This is a genomic window from Ottowia pentelensis (assembly GCF_964341695.1).
In genome coordinates this window covers 2,310,084-2,329,546 of sequence record NZ_OZ224513.1, presented here as the reverse complement: position 1 = coordinate 2,329,546, position 19,463 = coordinate 2,310,084, and the positions used below count along the sequence as shown (strand labels likewise).

Below are 19,463 nucleotides of genomic sequence, written 5' to 3'. Positions count from 1 at the left end.
GCGCCAGGGCGAAGCGGCGAACATGACTGAGGTCACGTTTCACTTCAACGTGCCGGACAAGGTGCACTACGCCTGCCGGCTGCTGCGCAAGGCCCAGGCCGGCGGCGCGCGCGTGGGGGTGCTGGCCGACGCCGACACGCTGCGCGAGCTGGACGTGGCGCTGTGGACCTTCTCGGCGCCGGACTTCGTCGCCCACTGCGCCGCCGATGCGCCGGCCGCCATGCGCGCGGCCTCGCCCATCGTGCTGGCGCTGGACGGCCAGGCGCTGGATGAGCGGCCGGTGCTGGTGCACCTGGGCCAGGCCCTGCCCAGCGGCTTCGAACGCGCCCGGCGCCTGATCGAGCTGGTCAGCACCGACCCCGCCGACCGCGAGCCCGCCCGCCTGCGCTGGCGCCACTACCAGGAGCGCGGCTACCCCATCCAGTCCCACGACGCGGCCCACCATGCCCAATGAAGAATTCCCGCCCCAGCCGGCGCCCGCGCGCTACGTGCCCACCCTGACCGAGGTGGTGGTCGACACCGCGCAGCCGGCCGCCGGCGCGCCCGCCGCGCCGGCGGTGTCGGCCGGCGTCACGGCCGAGCAGGTGCTGGCGCTGCTGGGGCCCGAGCTGGACCGGCGCATCAGCGAGGCCATCGCCCAGGCGCTGCACGAGCAGATGCTGGGCCTGCACGCCCGGGTGCGCCGCGCCGTGGCCGACGTGGTGCAGGACGCCGTGGACGTGGCCTTGCGCGATCGAGCGCGCGGCCCGATGTCGGGATAAACCCGCGCTCGGGGGCCGTGGCGGATTAGCGTGTTCCCTATATGTTTTGCTCCTGAACTGCGCTATCGTTCGCGCCCGTTGACGCGCTGTTGCGTCACCCAACTTCAGGAGACTTTGTATGCAGCTTCAACTGAAACTGACCGTGGCAGCGGCCCTGCTGGCCGCCTTCGGCATGGCCAGCGCGCAGGAGCAGGTCGTCAAGATCGGCAGCGTGGCGCCCATGTCCGGCGGTCAGGCGCACTACGGCAAGGACAACGCCAACGGTGTGATCATGGCGGTCGAGGCCCTGAACAAGCAGGGCATCACCATTGGCGGCAAGAAGATCAAGTGGGAAGCCCAGGTCGAGGACGACGCCGCCGATCCCAAGCAGGGCACGGCCGTGGCGCAGAAGCTGTGCGACATGAAGGTCAACGGCGTGGTCGGCCACCTGAACTCGGGCACCACCATCCCGGCGTCCAAGGTCTACCACGACTGCGGCATCCCGATGATCACCGGCGCCGCCACCAACCCCGACGTGACCAAGCCCGGCTACGCCGAGATCTTCCGCATCATCGCCAACGACAGCTCGCTGGGCGCGGGCCTGGCGCACTACGCGCACGACAAGCTCAAGCTGAAGTCCGTGGCCGTCATCGACGACCGCACGGCCTACGGCCAGGGCCTGGCCGACATCTTTGCCGACACCGCCAAGAAGCTGGGCATGCAGGTGGTGGACCGCCAGTTCACCACCGACAAGGCCACCGACTTCATGGCCATCCTGACGGCCATCAAGGGCAAGAAGCCGGACGCCATCTTCTTCGGCGGCATGGACCCGCAGGGCGGCCCCATGCTGCGCCAGATGGACCAATTGGGCATGAGCGGTACGTACTACTTCGGCGGCGACGGCATCTGCACCGTGAAGCTGGCCGAGCTGGCCAACAACGCCAAGTCGCTGGCCAAGACGGTGTGCGCCGAGGGCGGCACCTCGCTGCAGAAGATGCCCGGCGGGGTGGCGTGGAAGAAGGACTACGACGCCAAGTTCCCCGGCCAGTTCCAGATCTACAGCCCCTACACCTACGACGCCACCATGCTGATCGCCGATGCGATGAAGCGTGCCAACTCGGTCGATCCCAAGGTGTACCTGCCCGAGCTGATGAAGTCCGACTACAAGGGCGTGACGGCGACCATTGCGTTCGAGCCCAACCACGAGATCAAGAACCCGGCCATCACGCTGTCGAGCTACCCCGGCGGCAAGAAGACCCCGCTGGACTGATCACCCGATTGCCCGCTTGGCAAGCCACCCTTCGGGGTGGCTTTTTTCATTTCGCACCGACTTTGGCATCGGACTGGGTCGTGTGAATCACAATGAAAAAAATTCAACCGCAAGGAGCGGAGTTTCAAGAGGAGCGTGGATTCCTAAACTGTCCCCATCCTGTCGCTACCGAGGAACATTGCCATGAACAGCCGCGCCGTTTCCACGTTCAAGTACAACTTTCGCGCCCCCGGCAGCCAGGTGGACGGCCCCATCCGGTTCACCGTCGGCCAAGCGGTACTGTCGCAGGTGCTGGTCGCTCGAAGCCGGCGTGGGATCTGCGCCATCTTTCTCGGCGAAGATACGCGGGCCCTGTGCGATCAGCTCACGGCCGCATTCCCGAGGGTCGAATTGCAGCCCGACCAGGCGGGTCTGCAGCACGAGCTCGAGCAGGTCATCGGCTTCATCGACAAAGACAGGTCCGAGGGCGCTATCCATCTCGACATCGGTGGCACGGCGTTCCAGCAGAAGGTCTGGCAAGTGCTGTGCGGCATCCCGACCGGCCAAACCCGCAGCTACGGCGATGTCGCGCGCGATCTCGGTGTGCCGCAGGCCGTCCGTGCCGTGGCGGGTGCCTGCGCGGCCAACGTCCTGGCCATCGCCATTCCCTGCCATCGCGTGGTGCGCGGCGATGGTTCGGTCTCCGGCTATCGCTGGGGTGTAGCACGCAAGCGTGCGCTGCTGGTCGACGAAGTGACCAAGGCTCTGGACTTGGCGGCATGAAAGCCATGGCGAGTCGGGATGGCGTCGTGAAGGCGGGAGCCGACGACTGGGCAGGCATCGGACAGTCGCTCGATGCGCATGGCAATGCGGTGCTGCCCGGCCTGTTGACGGCGGGGCAATGCGATGAGCTCGCGGCGCTCTATCCGCGCGACGATGGCTATCGCACGCGGATCGTCATGGCGCGCCACGGATTCGGGCGGGGCGAATACAAGTATTTCGCCTACCCGTTGCCACCGCTGCTCGACCAGTTGCGCCACGCGCTGTACCCGTGGCTGGCGCCGATCGCCAACCGCTGGAATCGGCTGCTGAAGTTGGCCACGCAGTACCCTCTGGACCTGGACGCATTTTTTCGCCGCTGCCACGAGGCCGGCCAGACCCGGCCGACGCCGCTGATCCTGCAGTACGACGAGGGCGACTACAACTGCCTGCACCAGGACCTCTACGGCGATCACGTCTTTCCCTTGCAGGTGGCCATCCTGCTGTCGGAGCCCGGCAAGGACTTCACGGGCGGTGAGTTCGTCATGACGGAGCGGTCGAACAAGAGCCAGCGCGCGGATGTCGTCGCGCTGCGCCAGGGCGACGCGGTGGTGTTCACCGTCCATCAACGGCCCGCTCCACCCATAGGATCAAGGCGGCGCGGAATCCGCAAGGTCGCCATGCGGCATGGTGTCAGTCGCATCCGCAGCGGCCGGCGCCATACCGTGGGCCTGATCTTTCACGACGCGAGGTGAGCATGCAATCCATGCAATCGCTCGAACTTTTCGAGACACCGGCACAAGACCCGTGCCAGCGCCTGGGGCCGGCCGCGATGGTGCTGCGTGGCTTCGCGCTGCCTTATGTGCAGCAGGTGCTGCCGGCCATCGAGGTCATCGCCGCCACGTCGCCATTCCGGCACATGGTGACGCCGGGCGGCTTCACCATGTCGGTGGCACTGACGAACTGTGGCGCGCTGGGCTGGACAAGCGACCGGCGGGGCTATCGCTATACCTCGGTCGATCCTGATGCCGGAGTGCCCTGGCCGGTCATGCCGGAGGCGTTTGCCCGCTTGGCGAGCCAGGCCGCGAAGGCCGCGGGATTCGAGCATTTCGAGCCCGACGCCTGTCTGGTCAACCGCTACACGCCGGGCGCGCGGCTGTCGCTGCACCAGGACAAGAACGAGCGCGACTACGACGCGCCCATCGTTTCGGTGTCGCTGGGCATGTCGGCCACCTTCCTGTTCGGCGGCCACGCGCGCACCGATCCCGCGGTCAAGGTGCCGCTGCACCACGGCGATGTGGCGGTGTGGGGCGGCGTCGATCGCCTGCGCTACCACGGCGTGATGCCGCTCAAGGATGAGCCCCATGCGCTGCTCGGGAGCCAGCGCATCAATTTCACCTTCCGCAAGGCAGGCTGATTCTGGAGTTCAACCGCAAGAATCGGAGTGCTTGCGATCGAAACTCAGCGTAGTCTGAGCCTGTGATCGATGATGACACCTCTGCCATGAACACGGCCCTTGCCTACGCAACCGAAGACGAGCGCTGGACCGCCGTGCAGGCACGCGACGCCGCCGCCGACGGCCACTTCGTCTACGCCGTGCGCACCACGGGCGTGTACTGCCAGCCGAGTTCGACGGCGCGCCTGCCCAAACGCGAGAACGTGGCGTTCTTCGACTCGGCCCAGGCCGCCGAGGTGGCGGGCTATCGACCCAGCCGCCGCGCCCATGGCGACCAGACCCGTGCGGCCGCCGAGCGCGCGGCCTTGGTGGCTCGCGCCTGCCGCATGATCGAGACGTCGGAAACGCCGCCGCGGCTGGACGAACTGGCCACCGAAGTGGGCATGAGCGCGTTCCATTTCCATCGCCTGTTCAAGACCGAGACGGGCCTGACGCCCAAGGCGTACAGCGTGGCCTGGCGCGCCCGCAAGCTGCGCGAGGAACTGAGCAGCGCCGACGCCTCGATCACCGATGCCATCTATGGCGCGGGCTTCAACGCGAGCAGCCGCTTCTACGAAGCCTCCGGGCAATTGCTGGGCATGCGCGCGCGGGACTGGCGGGCCGGTGGCGCCGGTGTGGTCATCCGCTTCGCGGTGGGCCAATGTTCGCTGGGGGCCATCCTGGTCGCCCAGAGCCAGCGCGGCATCTGCGCCATCCTGCTGGGCGACAACCCCGAGCGGCTGGTGCGTGATCTGCAGGACCAATTCCCCAAGGCCGAACTCATCGGCGGCGACGCCGCATTCGAGCAGTTGGTGGCGCAGGTCGTGGGCTTCGTCGAAGCGCCGGCGACGGGGCTGCAGCTGCCGCTGGATGTGCAGGGCACGGTCTTTCAGGAGCGTGTCTGGCGCGCGCTGCGCGAGATTGCGCCGGGCACCACGGTGAGCTACGCCGAGATCGCCGAACGCATCGGCTCGCCCAAGGCGGTGCGCGCGGTGGCGCAGGCCTGCGCCACGAACCACATTGCCGTGGCCATTCCCTGCCACCGTGTCGTGCGGCGCGATGGGGACATTTCCGGCTATCGCTGGGGCGTGGATCGCAAGCGCGAGTTGCTGCGCCGCGAAGCCGGGAAATGATGGACAGCGTTCTCGTGGCTTCGCTGGACGCGACCCTCGATCGCCTGAACTGGACGGACATCGGCTTGCAGCTCGATGCCGAGGGTTGCGCCGTGCTGCCCGGCCTGCTGGGCGCTGACGTGGCGCGCGATCTGGCGCGACAGAGCGCCGCGCCGGGTACTCGCCGAGAGACTTTGGAGTCCCGCGATGGGGGCTGCGGCGAGTTGTTCTATTTCGAGACCGGGCTGCCGGCGCCGCTGGAGCCGTGGCGCTGGGCGCTGTATGGCCGCCTGGTGGCCATCGCCAATCGCTGGAACGAAACCCTGGGTGTGGCCCAGCGCTATCCGGCGCAGCTGGAGGATTTTTTGCGGCTCAACCACAAGGCAGGCCAGACGCGGGCGCAATCGCATCTGAGCCGGCTCGGCGCCGAAGACCATGTGGCGCTGCACCAGCGCCATGACGGGGCGCAGGTGTTTCCCCTGCAGATCGTCGCCGTGCTGTCCGAACCGGGCGCCGACTTCCAGGGCGGCGAGTTCGTGATGACGGAGCAGCGCCCGCGCATGCAGTCGCGTCCGCTGGTGGTGCCGCTCCAGCTCGGCGACATGGCCGTCATCGCCACGGCGCAGCGCCCGGTCAAGGGTGCCAGGGGCTGCTACCGCGTCCATCTCAAGCACGCCGTCAGCCGCGTGCGCCAAGGCGAACGCATCGGCCTGGAGCTGTTGTTCCACGAAGCGCCCTGACGCGGCCCTGGGTTGACGGCGGACCTTGTTCATGGGGCTGAGCCCGGCGCCAACACGGCCGGCCCGGCGTCGGCCAGGGTGCGGCAGCCGGTCAGCGCCATCGCGGCCTCCAGTTCGTCGCGCAGCAGGCGCAGCATCTGGGCCACGCCGACGGCGCCGCCGGCGGCCAGCGCGTGCAGCACCGGGCGGCCGACCAGCACGGCGCGCGCGCCCAGGGCGATCGCCTTGAGCACGTCGGTGCCGCGGCGAATGCCGCCGTCGACGATCAGCGGCAGCGCGTCGCCCACGGCGGCGAGCACCTGCGGCAGGGCGGTTGCCGTGGCGGGCGCGGTGTCGAGCGTGCGCCCGCCGTGGTTGCTGACGATCAGGCCGGCCACGTTCAGGCCCAGCGCCTGGCGCGCGTCCAGCGGGTGCAGCACGCCCTTGAGCCACACCGGCAGGCGCGTGCGCTGCTGCAGCCAGGCCACGTCGTCCCAAGTGGGGGCGTGCGCGGGCAGGCCGGCGCAGTAGGTGTCGCTTGCCAGCGGCGGCGCCGGGGCATCCTGCAGGTGCACGGCGTGGATGCCGGCGGGCGGCGCGAAGCCGGCGCGGCGCTCGGCGTCGCGCACGCCTTGCACGGGCGCATCCACCGTCAGCACGATGGCCTCGAAGCCCGCCGCCTCGGCACGCTGCACCAGCGCATGGTTGAAGCCCCGGTCGGCCTGCCAGTAGAGCTGAAACCACAGCGGCCCGCGCCCGGCGTCGCCCAACACGGCCTGCGCCACGCGCTCCAGCGGCACGCTGGACTGCGTGCCCAGGATAACGCCCGCGCCCTGCGCCGCCGCCGCCAGCGCGCTGGCCCATTCGCCGTCCGGGTGCGCCAGCCGCTGCAGTGCCATCGGCGCCAGCATGATCGGGTGCGCCCATTCGCGCCCCGCCAGCGTGATGCGGGTGTGGCCGCCGGCCAGCGGGCGCAGCACGCGCGGCCACAGGGGGATTTGCTGCCACGCGGCCTGGTTGGCCTGCAGCGTCCGCTCGTCGCCCGCGCCGCCCTGCAGCCAGGCCCAGGTGGCGGCGTCCAGCCGCTGGCGCGCGGCAGCGGCCTGGTCGGCCAGGGTGACGGAAGTTTGCTTCATGTTCGATAGCTGCTCGCGCTTGATCCATAAGCGCTGGAGCCTGATTTGGCTTGAAACGCTCTCGTTGCCTTCACGTCACGTACTGGCCCACAGGCGCAGCAGGTTGTGATAGGTGCCGGTGAGGCGAGTGGCCTCGGGGCTGTCGCCGTGGCGCTGGCGCAGCTGCAGCAGGGCCATGTCCATGTCGAACAGCAGGCGGCGCTGCTCGTCCGAGCGCACCATGCTCTCGACCCAGAAGAAGCTGGCCAGGCGGGCGCCGCGCGTGACCGGGCGCACCTCGTGCACGCTGGTGGCAGGGTAGAGCACGGCGTCGCCGGCGGGCAGCTTGACGTCCTGGTGGCCGAAGCGCTCGTGCACCCGCAGCTCGCCGCCCTCGTAGTCTTCGGGCGGGGTCAGGAACAGCGTGCACGAGAGGTCGGCGCGCACCCACTGATCGGGCTCGCGCGCGTGCAGCACGGCGTTGTCCACGTGCGCGCCGTAGTGGTTGGCCGCGCCCTCGTAGCGGTTGAACAGCGGGTTGAAGATCTTGCGCGGCAGCGCGGCCGACAGAAACAGCGCGTCGCGCTGCAGCGCCGCCAGCACGAGGGCGCGCAGCGTGCCGGCACTGGGGGAGTCCTGCGCCAGCTGCCGGTTGTTCTTGACCTGCTGGGCCTGCGCGCCGGCGCTGCGGCGGCCGTCGACCCAGGGGGCGCCCGGCGCCCGCAGCAGGGCGCGCGCCTGGGCCAGCTCCTCGGGCGTCAGCAGCTGCTTCAGGTGGGTCAGCATCAGAACAGAACCTTCAGCGTCAAGTCGACGCGGCGCGGCGCGCCGGGTTGGTAGAAGCCCCGGTACAGCGTGTCGGCATACAGCGTGTTGCCGAGATTGGTGACGTTGAGCTTGAGCGAGACGGTTTCGCTCAGGCTGTATTCGGCCATGGCGTCGAAGCTGACGAAGCCGCGCGCCGTGTAGCCGCGCTGGCCTTCGGGGTTCTGGCGGCCGCGGTAGTTGGCGCCCACGCCCAGGCGCCATTGCGGGCCGATGCGGTAGGTGGCCCACACGCTGCCGCTGTGGCGCGGCGTGAGCGCGGGGCGGTCGCCCTGCACCTGCGCGCCGCCGCCGGTGGCGCTGAGCGCGACGTTGCTCTGGTCGATGCGGGCGCTGGGAATCCAGGTGTGGTTCCAGAACAGCTCCCACGCGGGCGTGATGCGACCGGCCAAGTTGAACTCCATGCCGGCGGCGTGGCGGCGGCCCGACAGCAGCTCCTGCTGCGCGGCGGTGTCGGGGTCGGTGTTGCGCTCGTTGTATTTCTGGCTGTAGAACAGCGCCGCGCCGGCCAGTACCTTGCGGTCGAACAGCTCCCACTTGCCGCCGATCTCGAGGTTGCGGCTTTTTTCGGGCGGGGTCTTGGCACTGCGGCCGGTGGCGGGGTTGAGCTGCACGCCGTACTGGTAGGCATCGCCCGAGGTGTTGAAGGAGGTGCCCCAGGAGATGTAGTAGGACGTCAGCTCGTCGGGCTGGTAGATGACGCCCAGGCGCGGGCTCCACAGTTTGTCGGTGCGCGCGTTGCTCAAGGACCCGTCGGCGTTGCGGTAGCTGCCGCTGAAGTGGTCGAAGCGCAGGCCACCCACCAGCTTGAGGGCGTCGGTGATTTGCATCGTGTCTTGCACGTAGGCGCCGATGCTGCGCGAGGCGAAGTGGTTCATCGGCGCCGGAAACACCCGCGTGTCGGGCACCCACGCGCCGTCGTTCGGCGTGCCCACGGTGGTGCCGGGGCGCGCCGGGGTGGCGGGCAGCGCATAGGCGTTGTTGCGCCGGGCGCGCTCGTCGAACACGTCGACGCCGGCCAGCAGCGCGTGCTTTCTGCCGGCCAGATCCAGCGTGTGGCTGTAGTCGCTTTGCAGCATCACGATGTCGCTGTCGCCGATGCGGCCCTTGGAGCCGCGCGTGAGCGCCGTGCGGTCGGTGATGTCGGCGAGCGCCGTGGGGCGCGGCGCGGCAAAGCCGATCGGGCTGCCCAGCAGGTCGCGCGTGTAGCGGCCGGCGCGCAGGCGGGTCTTGAGCTCGCCGCCGCCGTCGAAGCGGTGCACGTGGCCCAGCGTGGCGTAGCTGGCCGAGGTGTTCAGGTGGTCACCCGCCAGGCCGTAGAAGTTCTTGGCCGGCAGGGTGGGGCGGATGCTGCCGTCCGCGCCGATGACCCACGGGTGCGCGTAGTTGGGCCGGCCGCGCACGTCCAGCGCGTACAGGCCAAGCGAGAACTCGTCGCGCGTGCCGATGCCCCAGCGGAGCGTGGGTGCGATGCCCCATTTGCGCTGCCGGGCGCCCCAGTTGTCGGCGTCGTGGCCCAGCACGTTCAGGCGCATCGCCGCGTCGGGGCCGGTCTGCCAGTTGAAGTCGCCGGTGACGCGCTTCTCGTTGCCGCTGCCGACGGTGGCGCTGGCCTCGTGCTGCGTCATCAGAAACGGCTGCTTGCTGACCTGGTTGACCACGCCGCCGGTGGAGCCCTTGCCGAACAGCATCGAGGCCGAGCCCTTGATGATCTCGACGCGGTCGTCGTCGAAGGTGTCGCGCTCGTACAGCGGCGCGTCGCGCATGCCGTCGCGGTAGATATCGCCCGCCTGGCCGAGCGAGAAGCCGCGCAGGCGCACGTCTTCCTCGCCCGTCTCGCCGGCCTGAAACGTCACGCCGGCGGTGGCGCGCAGCACCTCGCGCAGGTCGTCCAGCTTGCGGTCCTGCATCAGCTTCTCGGTCATCACCGTCACGCTTTGCGGGATGTCGAGCAGCCTTTGCTCGCCCTTGCCGATCTCGGTCTTGCTGGCGCGCAGCAGGGTTTTGCTGGTGGTGGCGCCGTCGTCGATCGCCGTGTCGCGCACGGTGACGGTGCCCAGGGTGTCGGTCGGGGCCGAGGCGGCGCTGGCGGGCGCGGTGGCAGGCGTCTGGGCCAGGGCGGCGGTGCCCAGCGAGCCGGCCAGCAGCAGGGCGCCCAAGGGCAGAAGGGGTGCCGTTTTTACTACCGATTCAGTAGCTTGCTGCGCTTGGCTGGTAAGGGCGGGAGGTCGATTAGGTTTGATTTCTTGAGCAGTCGGCATGATCGCGTCGGCAAGCGGGTGGAGAAGGACGCTGGCTGACGGAATGCATGCGGGTGCCGAGGGCACGTCCGCCGCCGCTGGCTGGCTGCGATGAAAGCCTGGATTCTACATAAATGAGAATCATTATTATTTGAATCGATGCCATGGCCAGCCAGGCGGGCGTGAAAAAGGGGCCTTGAGGCCCCCGGTGTGTCGATGCAATGCGCCCAGCGGATCAGCTGGCTTCGCCCATCTGACTTTGCAGGTAGTTGGGCAGCCCCACCTTGGCCAGCAGCTCGATCTGCGTCTCCAGCCAGTCGATGTGCTCCTCGGTGTCGTCCAGGATGTCCTGCAGCAGGTCGCGCGAGACGTAGTCGCGCGCCGTCTCGCAGTGCGCGATGCCGTCCTTGATGGTGACTTGCGCCGCCTGCTCCAGCTTGAGGTCGCAGGCCAGCATCTCGGGCACGTCCTCGCCCACCATCAGCTTGCCCAGGTCTTGCAGGTTGGGCAGGCCGTCCAGCATCAGGATGCGCTCCATCAGGCGGTCGGCGTGCTTCATCTCGCCGATGGATTCCTCGTGCTCCTTCTTGGCCAGCCGTTCCAGCCCCCAGTGCCGCTGGATGCGCGCGTGCAGGAAGTATTGGTTGATGGCGGTCAGCTCGTTCCTGAGCTGGGCCTGCAGGTGCTTGATGACGGTGGCGTCGCCTTTCATGGGGTTCTCCTTGCGTTCGAGTCGGCAAGCTGCCCATTCTAGGAGCGGCCACCGCAGGTGCCCGGCCCGCGCGCGCTGAACACAGACTGCCAGTGTGTCGATTGTTGCGGCTCGCGCGTAACCCGCCTCGCGCCGTTTGTATTCGGGCGCTGCCGACGCGTTTTGTCGGCGGCGTGCCTAGACTCGGTTCACCTCGAACGAATGTGGAGATTTCGATGAATGCACTTCACAAGAGCCTGCTTGCGGTGGCCGCCGGTCTGCTGGCACTGGCGCCGCTGGGAGCGGTGCAGGCCGCCACCCTGGCGCACGCCAGCTACGTCGCGCACCTGTATCCGCTGAACACCAAGGTCGCCAAAACGGCCACCCGCGGCGAGGCGCGCTTCACCATCAACGGCGACCGGCTCACCATCGACATCCGCGTGCACGGCGCGCCGCCCGACATGGTGCACTGGCAGCACTTCCACGGCTTTGCCGATGGCCAGCAGGCGGTCTGCCCGGCCATGGGTTCGGACAAGAACGGCGACGGCATCATCGACCTGATCGAGACCGGCCAGGTGGCCGGCACCACCATGGTGCCCTTCATCACGCAGCCGGCCAGCATGGACGTGGCGCACGGCAGCTATCCGAAAGCCGATGCCCGGGGCAACTACCACTATCACGAGACGATGTCGCTGCCGGCGCTCGAACAGGCGTTTGCCAAGGCTTTCCCCGGCCAGCAGCTCGACCTGAACAAGCGCGTGGTGTTCATCCACGGCGTGCCGGCCGGCACCGCGCTGCCTGCCAGCGTGCAGTCGCTCGGGCCGATCCCGGCGCAGGTCACGCTGCCGATCGCCTGCGGCCAGATCGAGCGCGTGGGCGCACGCTAAGCCTTGCGCTCCATCGCCCGGATCAGCGCCTGCGCCTCGGCCCCTTCCGGAATCGGCTGGCCGCTGTCGCGCCACTGCACCGCGGCCTTGAAGCCGTGCTCTTGCGCATGGCGGCGAAACCACATCCCTTCGGGGTTGTGGCGCGTGATGCCGTCGAACACGGTGGCCATCATTTGCGACTGCTCCAGGCCCATGGCCAGCATCACCTGGTTGGCGATCAGCTTGTGCATCTGCAATTGGCCGATGGGCACGCCGGCGATGCGTTCGGCCAGCTTCAGCACGGCCGCGTCCAGCTCGGCGGCGGGCACGGCCTGGTTGGCCAGGCCCCAGTCGGCGGCGGTGCGGCCGTCGATGATGTCGCCGGTGAACATGAGCTGCTTGGCGCGCGTGGCGCCCAGCCGATAGGTCCACATCGCCGTGGTGGGGCAGCCCCACACGCGGGTGGGCATGTAGCCGATGCGCGCGTCCTCGGCCATCACCAGCAGGTCGCAGCACAGCGCGATGTCGCTGCCGCCGGCCACGGCCGCGCCATGCACCTTGGCAATCGTCGGTTTGGGGCAGCGCCACAGGCTCATGAAGTCCTCGGTGTAGCGCTTCATCGTGCGGTAGTCACGCATGGGGTCCCAGGGCATGGCCTCCTGCTGGCAGGGGTGCTCGATGTGCTGCTCGGCGCTGGCCGCCAGGTCGTAGCCGCCGCAAAAGCCCTTGCCCGCGCCCTCGACGACGATCACGTGCACCTCGTCGTCGTTGCCGGCCCACTCGACGGCGGCGCGGATCTCGGCCGGCATGTCGTCACTGATGGCGTTCAGGCACTCGGGGCGGTTGAGCAGCAGGCGCGCGATGCGCGGCTGGCGGGGGTCCTTGTCGATGCGCAGGGTGTTGAAGGCGGGCATGGGGGTCTTTCGGGTGAATCGGTCATCGTAGCCGCGCGGCTGGCCCATATCGGCTATCGTCCGAGGGATGCAGAACTCGTGGTTTTCCCTTGGCTGGCGCAACCTGTGGCGCGACGTGCGCGCGGGCGAATTGCGCCTGCTGGTGCTGGCGGTGGCGCTGGCGGTGGCGGCACTGACCAGGTGGCTTGTTTCTCCGACCGCCTGCAGGGCGGGCTGCAGCGCGATGCGCGCCAGCTGCTGGGCGGCGACGTGGTGGTGGTGAGCGACCAGCCGCCCGCCGCGGCCTGGCAGGAGCGCGCGCGTGCCGACGGCCTGCAGGGCGTGCTGACGCTGAGCTTTCCGACCATGGGGCGCGCCAGCGACGCGCAGGGCGGCGCCACGCGCCTGGTGGCGCTGAAGGCGGTGGAGGGCGGCTATCCGCTGCGCGGCCAGATGCGCCTGACGCAGCAGCCGGGTGACTTCACCGGCACGCCCACGCGCGCCATTCCGGCACGCGGCCAGGCCTGGGTCGACCCGGCGCTGCTGGAAGCCCTGGGCCTGCGCCTGGGCGACAGCGTGCTGCTGGGCGACGCCAGCTTTCGCATCGCCGCGCTGATCGCGCAGGAGCCCGACCGCGGCGCCGGCTTCATGAGCTTTGCCCCGCGCGTGATGATCAACGCCGCCGACCTGCCGGCCACCGCGCTGGTGCAGCCGGCCAGCCGCGTGACGTATCGACTGGCGCTGGCGGGGCCGGAAGGCGCGGTGCAGCGCTTCACCGTATGGGCCGACGCCGAGCTCAAGCAGCCCGGCGTGCGTGGCGTGCGCCTGGAGTCGCTGGCCAACGGCCGCCCGGAGATGCAGCAGACGCTGGGGCGGGCCGAGAAATTCCTCAACCTGGTGGTGCTGCTGGCGGCGCTGCTGTCGGCGGTGGCGGTGGCACTGGCGGCGCGCGCGTTTGCCGCCCGCCAGCTCGACGCCGCCGCCATGCTGCGTGTGCTGGGCCTGCCGCAGCGCACCATGGCGGGCGCGTATGCGCTGGAGTTTCTGCTGGCCGGGCTGGCGGCCAGCGCGGTGGGCATCGCGCTGGGCTGGGGGCTGCACCACGTGTTCGTCGGCCTGATGGCGGGGTTGCTGGAGGCCAGCCTGCCTGCGCCCAGCGCCTGGCCCGCGCTGGCCGGCCTGGGCCTGGGTCTGACGCTGCTGGTGGCCTTCGGCCTGCCGCCGGTGCTGCAGCTGGCGCAGGTGCCGCCGCTGCGTGTGCTGCGGCGCGACGTGGGCGCGCTCAAGGCGGCGTCGCTGGCAGTGCTGGCCCTGGGCACGCTGGGCTTTGCCGCGCTGCTGCTGGCACTGAGCGCCGACCGCACGCTGGGCCTGATCGCCGTCGGCGGCTTTGCCGGCGCCGCCGCGCTGTTCGCCGCGCTGGCCTGGGGCGCGATGGCGCTGCTGCGGCGCTCGGTGCACGAGCAGACGGCGCCGCGCTGGCTGGTGCTGGCCACGCGCCAACTGGCCGCGCGCCCGGTGTACGCCGTGGTGCAGATCAGCAGCCTGGCGGTGGGCCTGCTGGCCCTGGTGCTGCTGGTGCTGCTGCGCACCGATCTGGTCGACAGCTGGCGCCAGGCCACGCCGCCCGACGCGCCCAACCGTTTCGTCATCAACATCATGCCCGACCAGGCCGAGGCCTTTCGCCACACCGTGCAGCAGGCGGGCGTGGGCAAGATGGACTGGTACCCCATGTTCCGTGGCCAGCTGGTGGCCGTCAATGGCGAGGTCGTGACCCCCGAGCGCTACGCCGACGACCGCGCCCGCCGCCTGGTCGAGCGCGAGTTCAACCTGTCCAACGCTGCCGAGCAGCCGCCCTACAACGAGATCGTCGCCGGCCGCTGGCAGCCCGATGAGGCGGACGCCATCAGCGTCGAGGAGGGCCTGGCGCAGACGCTGGGCCTGAAGCTGGGTGACAGCCTGCGCTTCGACATCGGCGGCATGGAGGTCGAGGCGCGCATCACCTCGCTGCGCAAGGTGGATTGGGCGTCGATGCGGGTCAACTTCTTCGTCATGTTCCCGCGCGCCGAGATGCCCGAGCTGCCCATCACCTACATCGCCGCCTACCGGGCGCCCGAAACGTGGCCCCCACGCTCCTCTGCTTCGCATGATTCGCTGGCCTTGCAGGCCGCGCAGCCTCCGGAGTCGGCCGCTCTTCAGGCTGTCCAGCCTCGCGCAGACGAGCCTGGAGCCGCAGCCCTCAGCCCCGGGGGGACGCCTCCCACCTTGGGGCGGCCTGGCGATGGACGTGCCGGCTTCGACAACGCGCTGGTGCGGCAGTTTCCCAACATCACCAACGTCGACACGGCGCAGTCCATCGCCCAGGTGCAGCGCGTGCTGGACCAGGTGATCGGCGCGGTGCAGTTTTTGTTCGGCTTCACGCTGGCGGCCGGCCTGCTGGTGCTGCTTGCGGCGGTGGGCGCCACGCGCGAGGAGCGCGCGCGCGAGTTCGCCATCATGCGCGCCGTTGGCGCCAGCGGTCGGCTGTTGCGCCAGCTGCAGCGCGCCGAGCTGGCCGGCGTCGGCCTGCTGGCCGGCCTGCTGGCCAGCGTGGCCGCGATGGCGGTGGGCTGGGCGCTGGCGCGGCAGGTGTTCGACTTCAACTGGGCGCCGCCGCCCTGGGTGGTGCTGGCCAGCGCGCTGGCCGGCGCGCTGCTGGCGCTGGCAGCGGGCTGGTGGAGCCTGCGCGAGGTGCTGCGCCGGCCGGTGGTGCAGACGCTGCGCCAGGCCACGGATTGAAACCAGCCGCTACACTGCCGCCAGTCCGCCATCCTCGCCGGGATGGGCTGGAGCCTGAACCGATGCCCGACAACGATTTCTCATCCCCACCGCCGCCGCGCCCGCGCCGCAAGGGCATCTACGTGCTGCCCAACATGATCACGCTGGCGGCGCTGTTCGGCGGCTTCTACGCCGTCGTGATGGCCATGAACGGCCACTTCGGCCTGGCCACGGCCGGCATCTTCGCGGCCATGGTGCTCGACAGCCTGGACGGCCGCGTGGCGCGCATGACGCACACGCAAAGCGCGTTCGGCGAGCAGATGGATTCGCTGTCGGACATGGTCAGCTTCGGCGCCGCGCCGGCGCTGGTGGCCTACATGTGGGCGCTGCAGCCGCTGGGCAAGGCCGGCTGGTTCGCCGCCTTCGTCTACTGCGCCTGCGCGGCGCTGCGCCTGGCGCGCTTCAACGTCAACACGGCGGTGGTGGACAAGCGCTACTTCCAGGGCCTGCCTTCGCCGGCGGCGGCGGCCCTGGTGGCCGGCTTCATCTGGCTGACCAGCGCCATGCTGGAGGCGCAGCGCGACGTGCCGCTGTTTCGCGAACTGCTCTCGATGCTGGGCGGACAGCGCGTGGCGCGTGGCGACTTCTCGTGGCTGATGTTTGCCATCACCCTGTTTGCCGGCCTGACCATGGTCACCAACACGCCGTACTACAGCTTCAAGGACATGCGCGGCGCGCGCAGCGTGCCCTTCGTGGTGCTGGTGCTGGCGGCGCTGCTGATCGCGGTCATCAGCATCGAGCCGGCCACCATCCTGTTCCTGCTGTTCGTGGGCTATGCGCTGTCGGGCTACGTCATCTATGCCTGGCGCAAGGCCAAGGGCGAGCCGGTCAGCATCGTCAGCACCTCGACCGACGAGCCCGACGAGCGCGGCCTGCACGGCGACTGACGCGCGCCGGCTGTGCTATATTTTGTGCCCATGAACCATTCGCTCGCCCTACGACTACTGGCCGTGCCAAACGGGCAGGTGCGATAGCGCGCGCGAGTTTTCCAGCAAAGGCCCGTTTGCACCCGCAGCGGGCCTTTTTGTTTGGCGCAGACATTTTGCTCGCGGGTGCCCCACCCAGACCCCACTCGGAGATCGCCTCATGACCGACCAGCTCATCATTTTCGACACCACCTTGCGCGACGGCGAGCAGTCGCCCGGCGCCAGCATGACCAAGGACGAGAAGCTGCGCATCGCGCGCCAGCTCGAGCGCCTGAAGGTGAACGTGATCGAGGCCGGCTTTGCCGCCAGCAGCAACGGCGACTTCGAGTGCGTGCAGGCCATCGCGCGCGCCGTCAAGGACTCCACCGTGTGCTCGCTGGCGCGCGCCAACGACCGCGACATCGCGCGCGCCGCCGAGGCGCTCAAGGGCAGCGACAACGCGCGCATCCACATCTTCATCGCCACCAGCCCGCTGCACATGGAGAAAAAGCTGCGCATGACGCCCGAGGAGGTGTTCGAGCAGGCCAAGCTGGCGGTGCGCTTTGCGCGCAACCTGCAAGGCAACATCGAGTTCAGCGCCGAGGACGGCTACCGCAGCGACATGGACTTTCTGGCGCGCGTGTGCGAGGCCGCGATCCGCGAGGGCGCCACCACCATCAACATCCCCGACACCGTGGGCTACGCCATTCCCGAGCTGTACGGCAACTTCCTCAAGACGCTGCGCGAGAAGGTGCCCAACAGCGACCAGGCGGTCTGGTCGGTGCACTGCCACAACGACCTGGGCATGGCGGTGGCCAACTCGCTGGCGGGCGTCAAGCTGGGCGGCGCGCGCCAGATCGAATGCACCATCAACGGCCTGGGCGAGCGCGCTGGCAACTGCTCGCTCGAGGAGGTGGTGATGGCGGTGAAGACCCGCCGGGACTACTTCGGCCTGGACGTCGGCATCGACACCTCGCAGATCCTGGCCGCCAGCAGGATGGTCAGCTCCACCACCGGCTTCGTCGTGCAGCCCAACAAGGCCGTGGTCGGCGCCAATGCCTTCGCGCATGCCAGCGGCATCCACCAGGACGGCGTGCTGAAGGCGCGCGACACCTACGAGATCATGCGCGCCGAAGACGTGGGCTGGAGCACCAACAAGATCGTGCTGGGCAAGCTCAGCGGTCGCAACGCCTTCAAGCAGCGCCTGCAGGAGCTGGGCGTGGAGCTGGAGTCCGAAGGCGAGGTGATGGCCGCGTTTGCCAAGTTCAAGGAGCTGGCCGACCGCAAGAGCGAGATCTTCGACGAGGACATCCTGGCACTGGTCAGCGACGAAAGCGTGCAGGGCGAGAAGGAGCACTACGGCTTCATCTCGCTGGCCCAGCACAGCGAAACCGGCGAGCAGCCGCATGCCGAGATCGTCTTCACCTCGGCTGGCAAGGAGGTGCGCAGCCAAGCCGACGGCAACGGCCCGGTCGATGCATCGCTGAAAGCCATCGAGGCGCACGTGAAAAGCGGCGCCGAGATGGTGCTGTATTCGGTCAACGCCATCAGCGGCAACACCGACGCGCAGGGCGAGGTCACGGTGCGGCTGCAAAATGCCGGGCGCGTGGTCAACGGCGTGGGGGCCGACCCCGACATCATCGTCGCGTCGGCCAAGGCATATCTGAGTGCTCTCAACAAGTTGCACAGCAAATCGGATCGAATCGCGGCACAAGGCTAGGGTTTTTACCGACTCTTTGGTGACCGCTTCAATAAAGATGCGCAACTGATTGTTGTTGCGCATCTTTTTTTGTTTTTGTACACTGGCGCCCAGCTTTTGTTCTGGCTCGGGGTTCAATGATGCGTAAATGGGTGGCAACAGGCGGGTGGGCGACAGGCCTGCGCGGATGGACCGGGGCGGTGCTGCTGGCTTTGCTGGCGCTGTTGCCGTTCTCGCCCGCCCAGGCCGCGGGCAAGAAGCACACCCAGGCCGCCACCAGCCACCGCGCCCCGGCCAAGGCCGCCAAGGCGCATCCTGCAAAGTCTCATCCGGCCAAGGCCAGCACCGCCCAACGCAAGACCGAACCCAAGGCCAGCCGCCGTGGCGCGCGCGTTTCGGCCAAGCTGGGCGGGCGGCCCACCGCCGCGGAGCGGCGCCATGGCAAGGCCCGCGTGGCCTCCAAGGCCAACCGCCTGTCGCTGCGCGAGAAAACGGCTCGTGCCACGCGCGAGGAGCCGCCGGCGCGCCTGTCCTTCGGCCAGATGGCGGGCCTGCACGAGGTCACCGGCCCGCTGGGCCTGAAGTCCAGCGTGGCGCTGGTGGTCGACCAGGACACGCACCAGGTGCTGTTGGGCAAGAACGAGCACGCCGTGCTGCCCATCGCCTCGCTGACCAAGCTGATGACCGGCATGGTGGTGTCCGAGGCGCACCTGCCGATGGACCAGGTCATCACCATCACCGACGAGGACGTCGACACCGAGAAGAACAGCCGCTCGCGCCTGACCGTCGGCACCGAGCTGTCGCGCGGCGAGTTGCTGCACCTGGCGCTGATGTCCAGCGAGAACCGCGCCGCCCATGCGCTGGGGCGCACCTTTCCGGGCGGGCTGAACTACTTCGTGTCGCTGATGAACGCGCGCGCCCAGCAACTGGGCATGAAGGACACGCGCTACGTCGAGCCGACCGGCCTGTCCAGCGCCAACCAGTCCAGCGCGCAGGACCTGGCGGTACTGGTGAACGCCGCCTACCAGAACCCGCAGCTGCGCGAACTCACCACCTCGCCCAGCCACGAGGTGGCGGTCGGCCACCGCCTGCTTCAGTTCAACAACACCAACGGCCTGGTCAAGAGCCCCGAGTGGGACATCGGCCTGCAAAAGACCGGCTTCATCAACGAGGCCGGCCGCTGCCTGGTGATGCAGACGCGCATCGCGGGGCGCAAGCTGATCATGGTGTTCCTGGATTCGGCCGGCAAGTACAGCCGCATCGCCGACGCCGAGCGCGTGCGCCGCTGGGTGGAGATGCTGCCGCATCCCAGCACCGTGGCGGGCCACGGCTTTGCCGGTTGATATTGCTATCGATTAAATAGCTTACCGCGCTTGATCGGCGCGGGCTACAGGTTGA

The 19,463-nt window shown here is 69.0% G+C and carries 18 protein-coding genes; 13 read left to right on the top strand and 5 right to left on the bottom strand.

The features are described from left to right. Positions 1-22 precede the first annotated feature (22 nt). The 8 genes from ACWHMB_RS11300 (at position 23) to ACWHMB_RS11265 (ending at position 6,035) form a co-directional block, all read left to right on the top strand. Positions 23-454 carry a DNA polymerase III subunit chi gene (locus tag ACWHMB_RS11300; RefSeq protein WP_377485128.1) on the top strand — a complete coding sequence of 144 codons (432 nt, stop codon included), beginning with the start codon at positions 23-25 and terminating at the stop codon, positions 452-454. Next, on the top strand, positions 444-761 hold the full coding sequence (locus tag ACWHMB_RS11295) for a hypothetical protein (RefSeq protein ID WP_377485126.1): 318 nt from the start codon (positions 444-446) through the stop codon (positions 759-761). The genes ACWHMB_RS11300 and ACWHMB_RS11295 overlap by 11 nt, the downstream gene beginning before the upstream one ends. 118 nt (positions 762-879) lie before the next feature. Beyond that, positions 880-2,010, top strand: a complete 1,131-nt coding sequence (locus ACWHMB_RS11290; RefSeq protein ID WP_377485124.1) for a branched-chain amino acid ABC transporter substrate-binding protein — start codon at positions 880-882, stop codon at positions 2,008-2,010. Between the two features lie 183 nt (positions 2,011-2,193). After that, positions 2,194-2,772 (top strand): methylated-DNA--[protein]-cysteine S-methyltransferase, encoded by a 579-nt coding sequence (locus ACWHMB_RS11285; RefSeq protein ID WP_377485122.1) that lies wholly within the window; start codon positions 2,194-2,196, stop codon positions 2,770-2,772. Beyond that, positions 2,769-3,503 carry a 2OG-Fe(II) oxygenase gene (locus tag ACWHMB_RS11280; RefSeq protein WP_377485120.1) on the top strand — a complete coding sequence of 245 codons (735 nt, stop codon included), beginning with the start codon at positions 2,769-2,771 and terminating at the stop codon, positions 3,501-3,503. Before ACWHMB_RS11285 ends, ACWHMB_RS11280 begins: the two co-directional genes overlap by 4 nt. Before the next feature lie 11 nt (positions 3,504-3,514). Continuing rightward, the gene (gene alkB, locus ACWHMB_RS11275) at positions 3,515-4,165 is read left to right on the top strand and encodes a DNA oxidative demethylase AlkB (protein WP_377485428.1); all 651 of its coding nucleotides are present in this window, start codon (positions 3,515-3,517) and stop codon (positions 4,163-4,165) included. 86 nt (positions 4,166-4,251) lie between these two features. Then, positions 4,252-5,316, top strand: coding sequence for a bifunctional DNA-binding transcriptional regulator/O6-methylguanine-DNA methyltransferase Ada (ada, locus tag ACWHMB_RS11270; RefSeq protein ID WP_377485118.1), 1,065 nt, complete (start codon positions 4,252-4,254; stop codon positions 5,314-5,316). 14 nt (positions 5,317-5,330) lie between these two features. After that, positions 5,331-6,035: a 2OG-Fe(II) oxygenase gene (locus ACWHMB_RS11265; RefSeq protein WP_377485117.1), complete on the top strand. Its 705-nt coding sequence runs from the start codon at positions 5,331-5,333 to the stop codon at positions 6,033-6,035. 29 nt (positions 6,036-6,064) lie between these two features. Here ACWHMB_RS11265 and ACWHMB_RS11260 read toward each other — a convergent pair whose 3' ends face one another. The 4 genes from ACWHMB_RS11260 to bfr form a co-directional block, all read right to left on the bottom strand. Further along, positions 6,065-7,150, bottom strand: coding sequence for an alpha-hydroxy acid oxidase (locus ACWHMB_RS11260; protein ID WP_377485115.1), 1,086 nt, complete (start codon positions 7,148-7,150; stop codon positions 6,065-6,067). Between the two features lie 75 nt (positions 7,151-7,225). After that, complete coding sequence (locus tag ACWHMB_RS11255; RefSeq protein ID WP_377485113.1) at positions 7,226-7,915, bottom strand: Fe2+-dependent dioxygenase; 690 nt, start codon at positions 7,913-7,915, stop codon at positions 7,226-7,228. Then, complete coding sequence (locus ACWHMB_RS11250; protein ID WP_377485111.1) at positions 7,915-10,113, bottom strand: TonB-dependent receptor; 2,199 nt, start codon at positions 10,111-10,113, stop codon at positions 7,915-7,917. The genes ACWHMB_RS11255 and ACWHMB_RS11250 overlap by 1 nt, the downstream gene beginning before the upstream one ends. A gap of 316 nt (positions 10,114-10,429) precedes the next feature. Beyond that, entirely contained in the window at positions 10,430-10,906 is a 477-nt protein-coding gene (gene bfr / locus ACWHMB_RS11245) for a bacterioferritin (RefSeq protein WP_377485109.1), read from the bottom strand. Positions 10,907-11,121: 215 nt separating this feature from the next. Between bfr and ACWHMB_RS11240 the strand changes: the two genes are divergently transcribed. Further along, positions 11,122-11,772, top strand: a complete 651-nt coding sequence (locus ACWHMB_RS11240) for a hypothetical protein (protein WP_377485107.1) — start codon at positions 11,122-11,124, stop codon at positions 11,770-11,772. Here ACWHMB_RS11240 and ACWHMB_RS11235 read toward each other — a convergent pair. Continuing rightward, a complete protein-coding gene (locus ACWHMB_RS11235; protein ID WP_377485105.1) occupies positions 11,769-12,665 on the bottom strand; it encodes a crotonase/enoyl-CoA hydratase family protein in 897 nt (298 codons plus the stop codon). The genes ACWHMB_RS11240 and ACWHMB_RS11235 overlap by 4 nt on opposite strands. A gap of 180 nt (positions 12,666-12,845) precedes the next feature. Here ACWHMB_RS11235 and ACWHMB_RS11230 point away from each other — a divergent pair, with 180 nt between their 5' ends. From ACWHMB_RS11230 to ACWHMB_RS11215, 4 genes are all read left to right on the top strand, one after another. Continuing rightward, positions 12,846-15,422, top strand: a complete 2,577-nt coding sequence (locus tag ACWHMB_RS11230; protein WP_447648537.1) for an ABC transporter permease — start codon at positions 12,846-12,848, stop codon at positions 15,420-15,422. Positions 15,423-15,484: 62 nt separating this feature from the next. Continuing rightward, on the top strand, positions 15,485-16,348 hold the full coding sequence (gene pssA, locus ACWHMB_RS11225; protein WP_377485101.1) for a CDP-diacylglycerol--serine O-phosphatidyltransferase: 864 nt from the start codon (positions 15,485-15,487) through the stop codon (positions 16,346-16,348). 199 nt (positions 16,349-16,547) lie between these two features. Further along, positions 16,548-18,086: a 2-isopropylmalate synthase gene (locus ACWHMB_RS11220; protein WP_377485099.1), complete on the top strand. Its 1,539-nt coding sequence runs from the start codon at positions 16,548-16,550 to the stop codon at positions 18,084-18,086. Between the two features lie 119 nt (positions 18,087-18,205). After that, complete coding sequence (locus ACWHMB_RS11215; RefSeq protein ID WP_377485425.1) at positions 18,206-19,408, top strand: serine hydrolase; 1,203 nt, start codon at positions 18,206-18,208, stop codon at positions 19,406-19,408. The last annotated feature ends 55 nt before the right edge of the window (positions 19,409-19,463 follow it).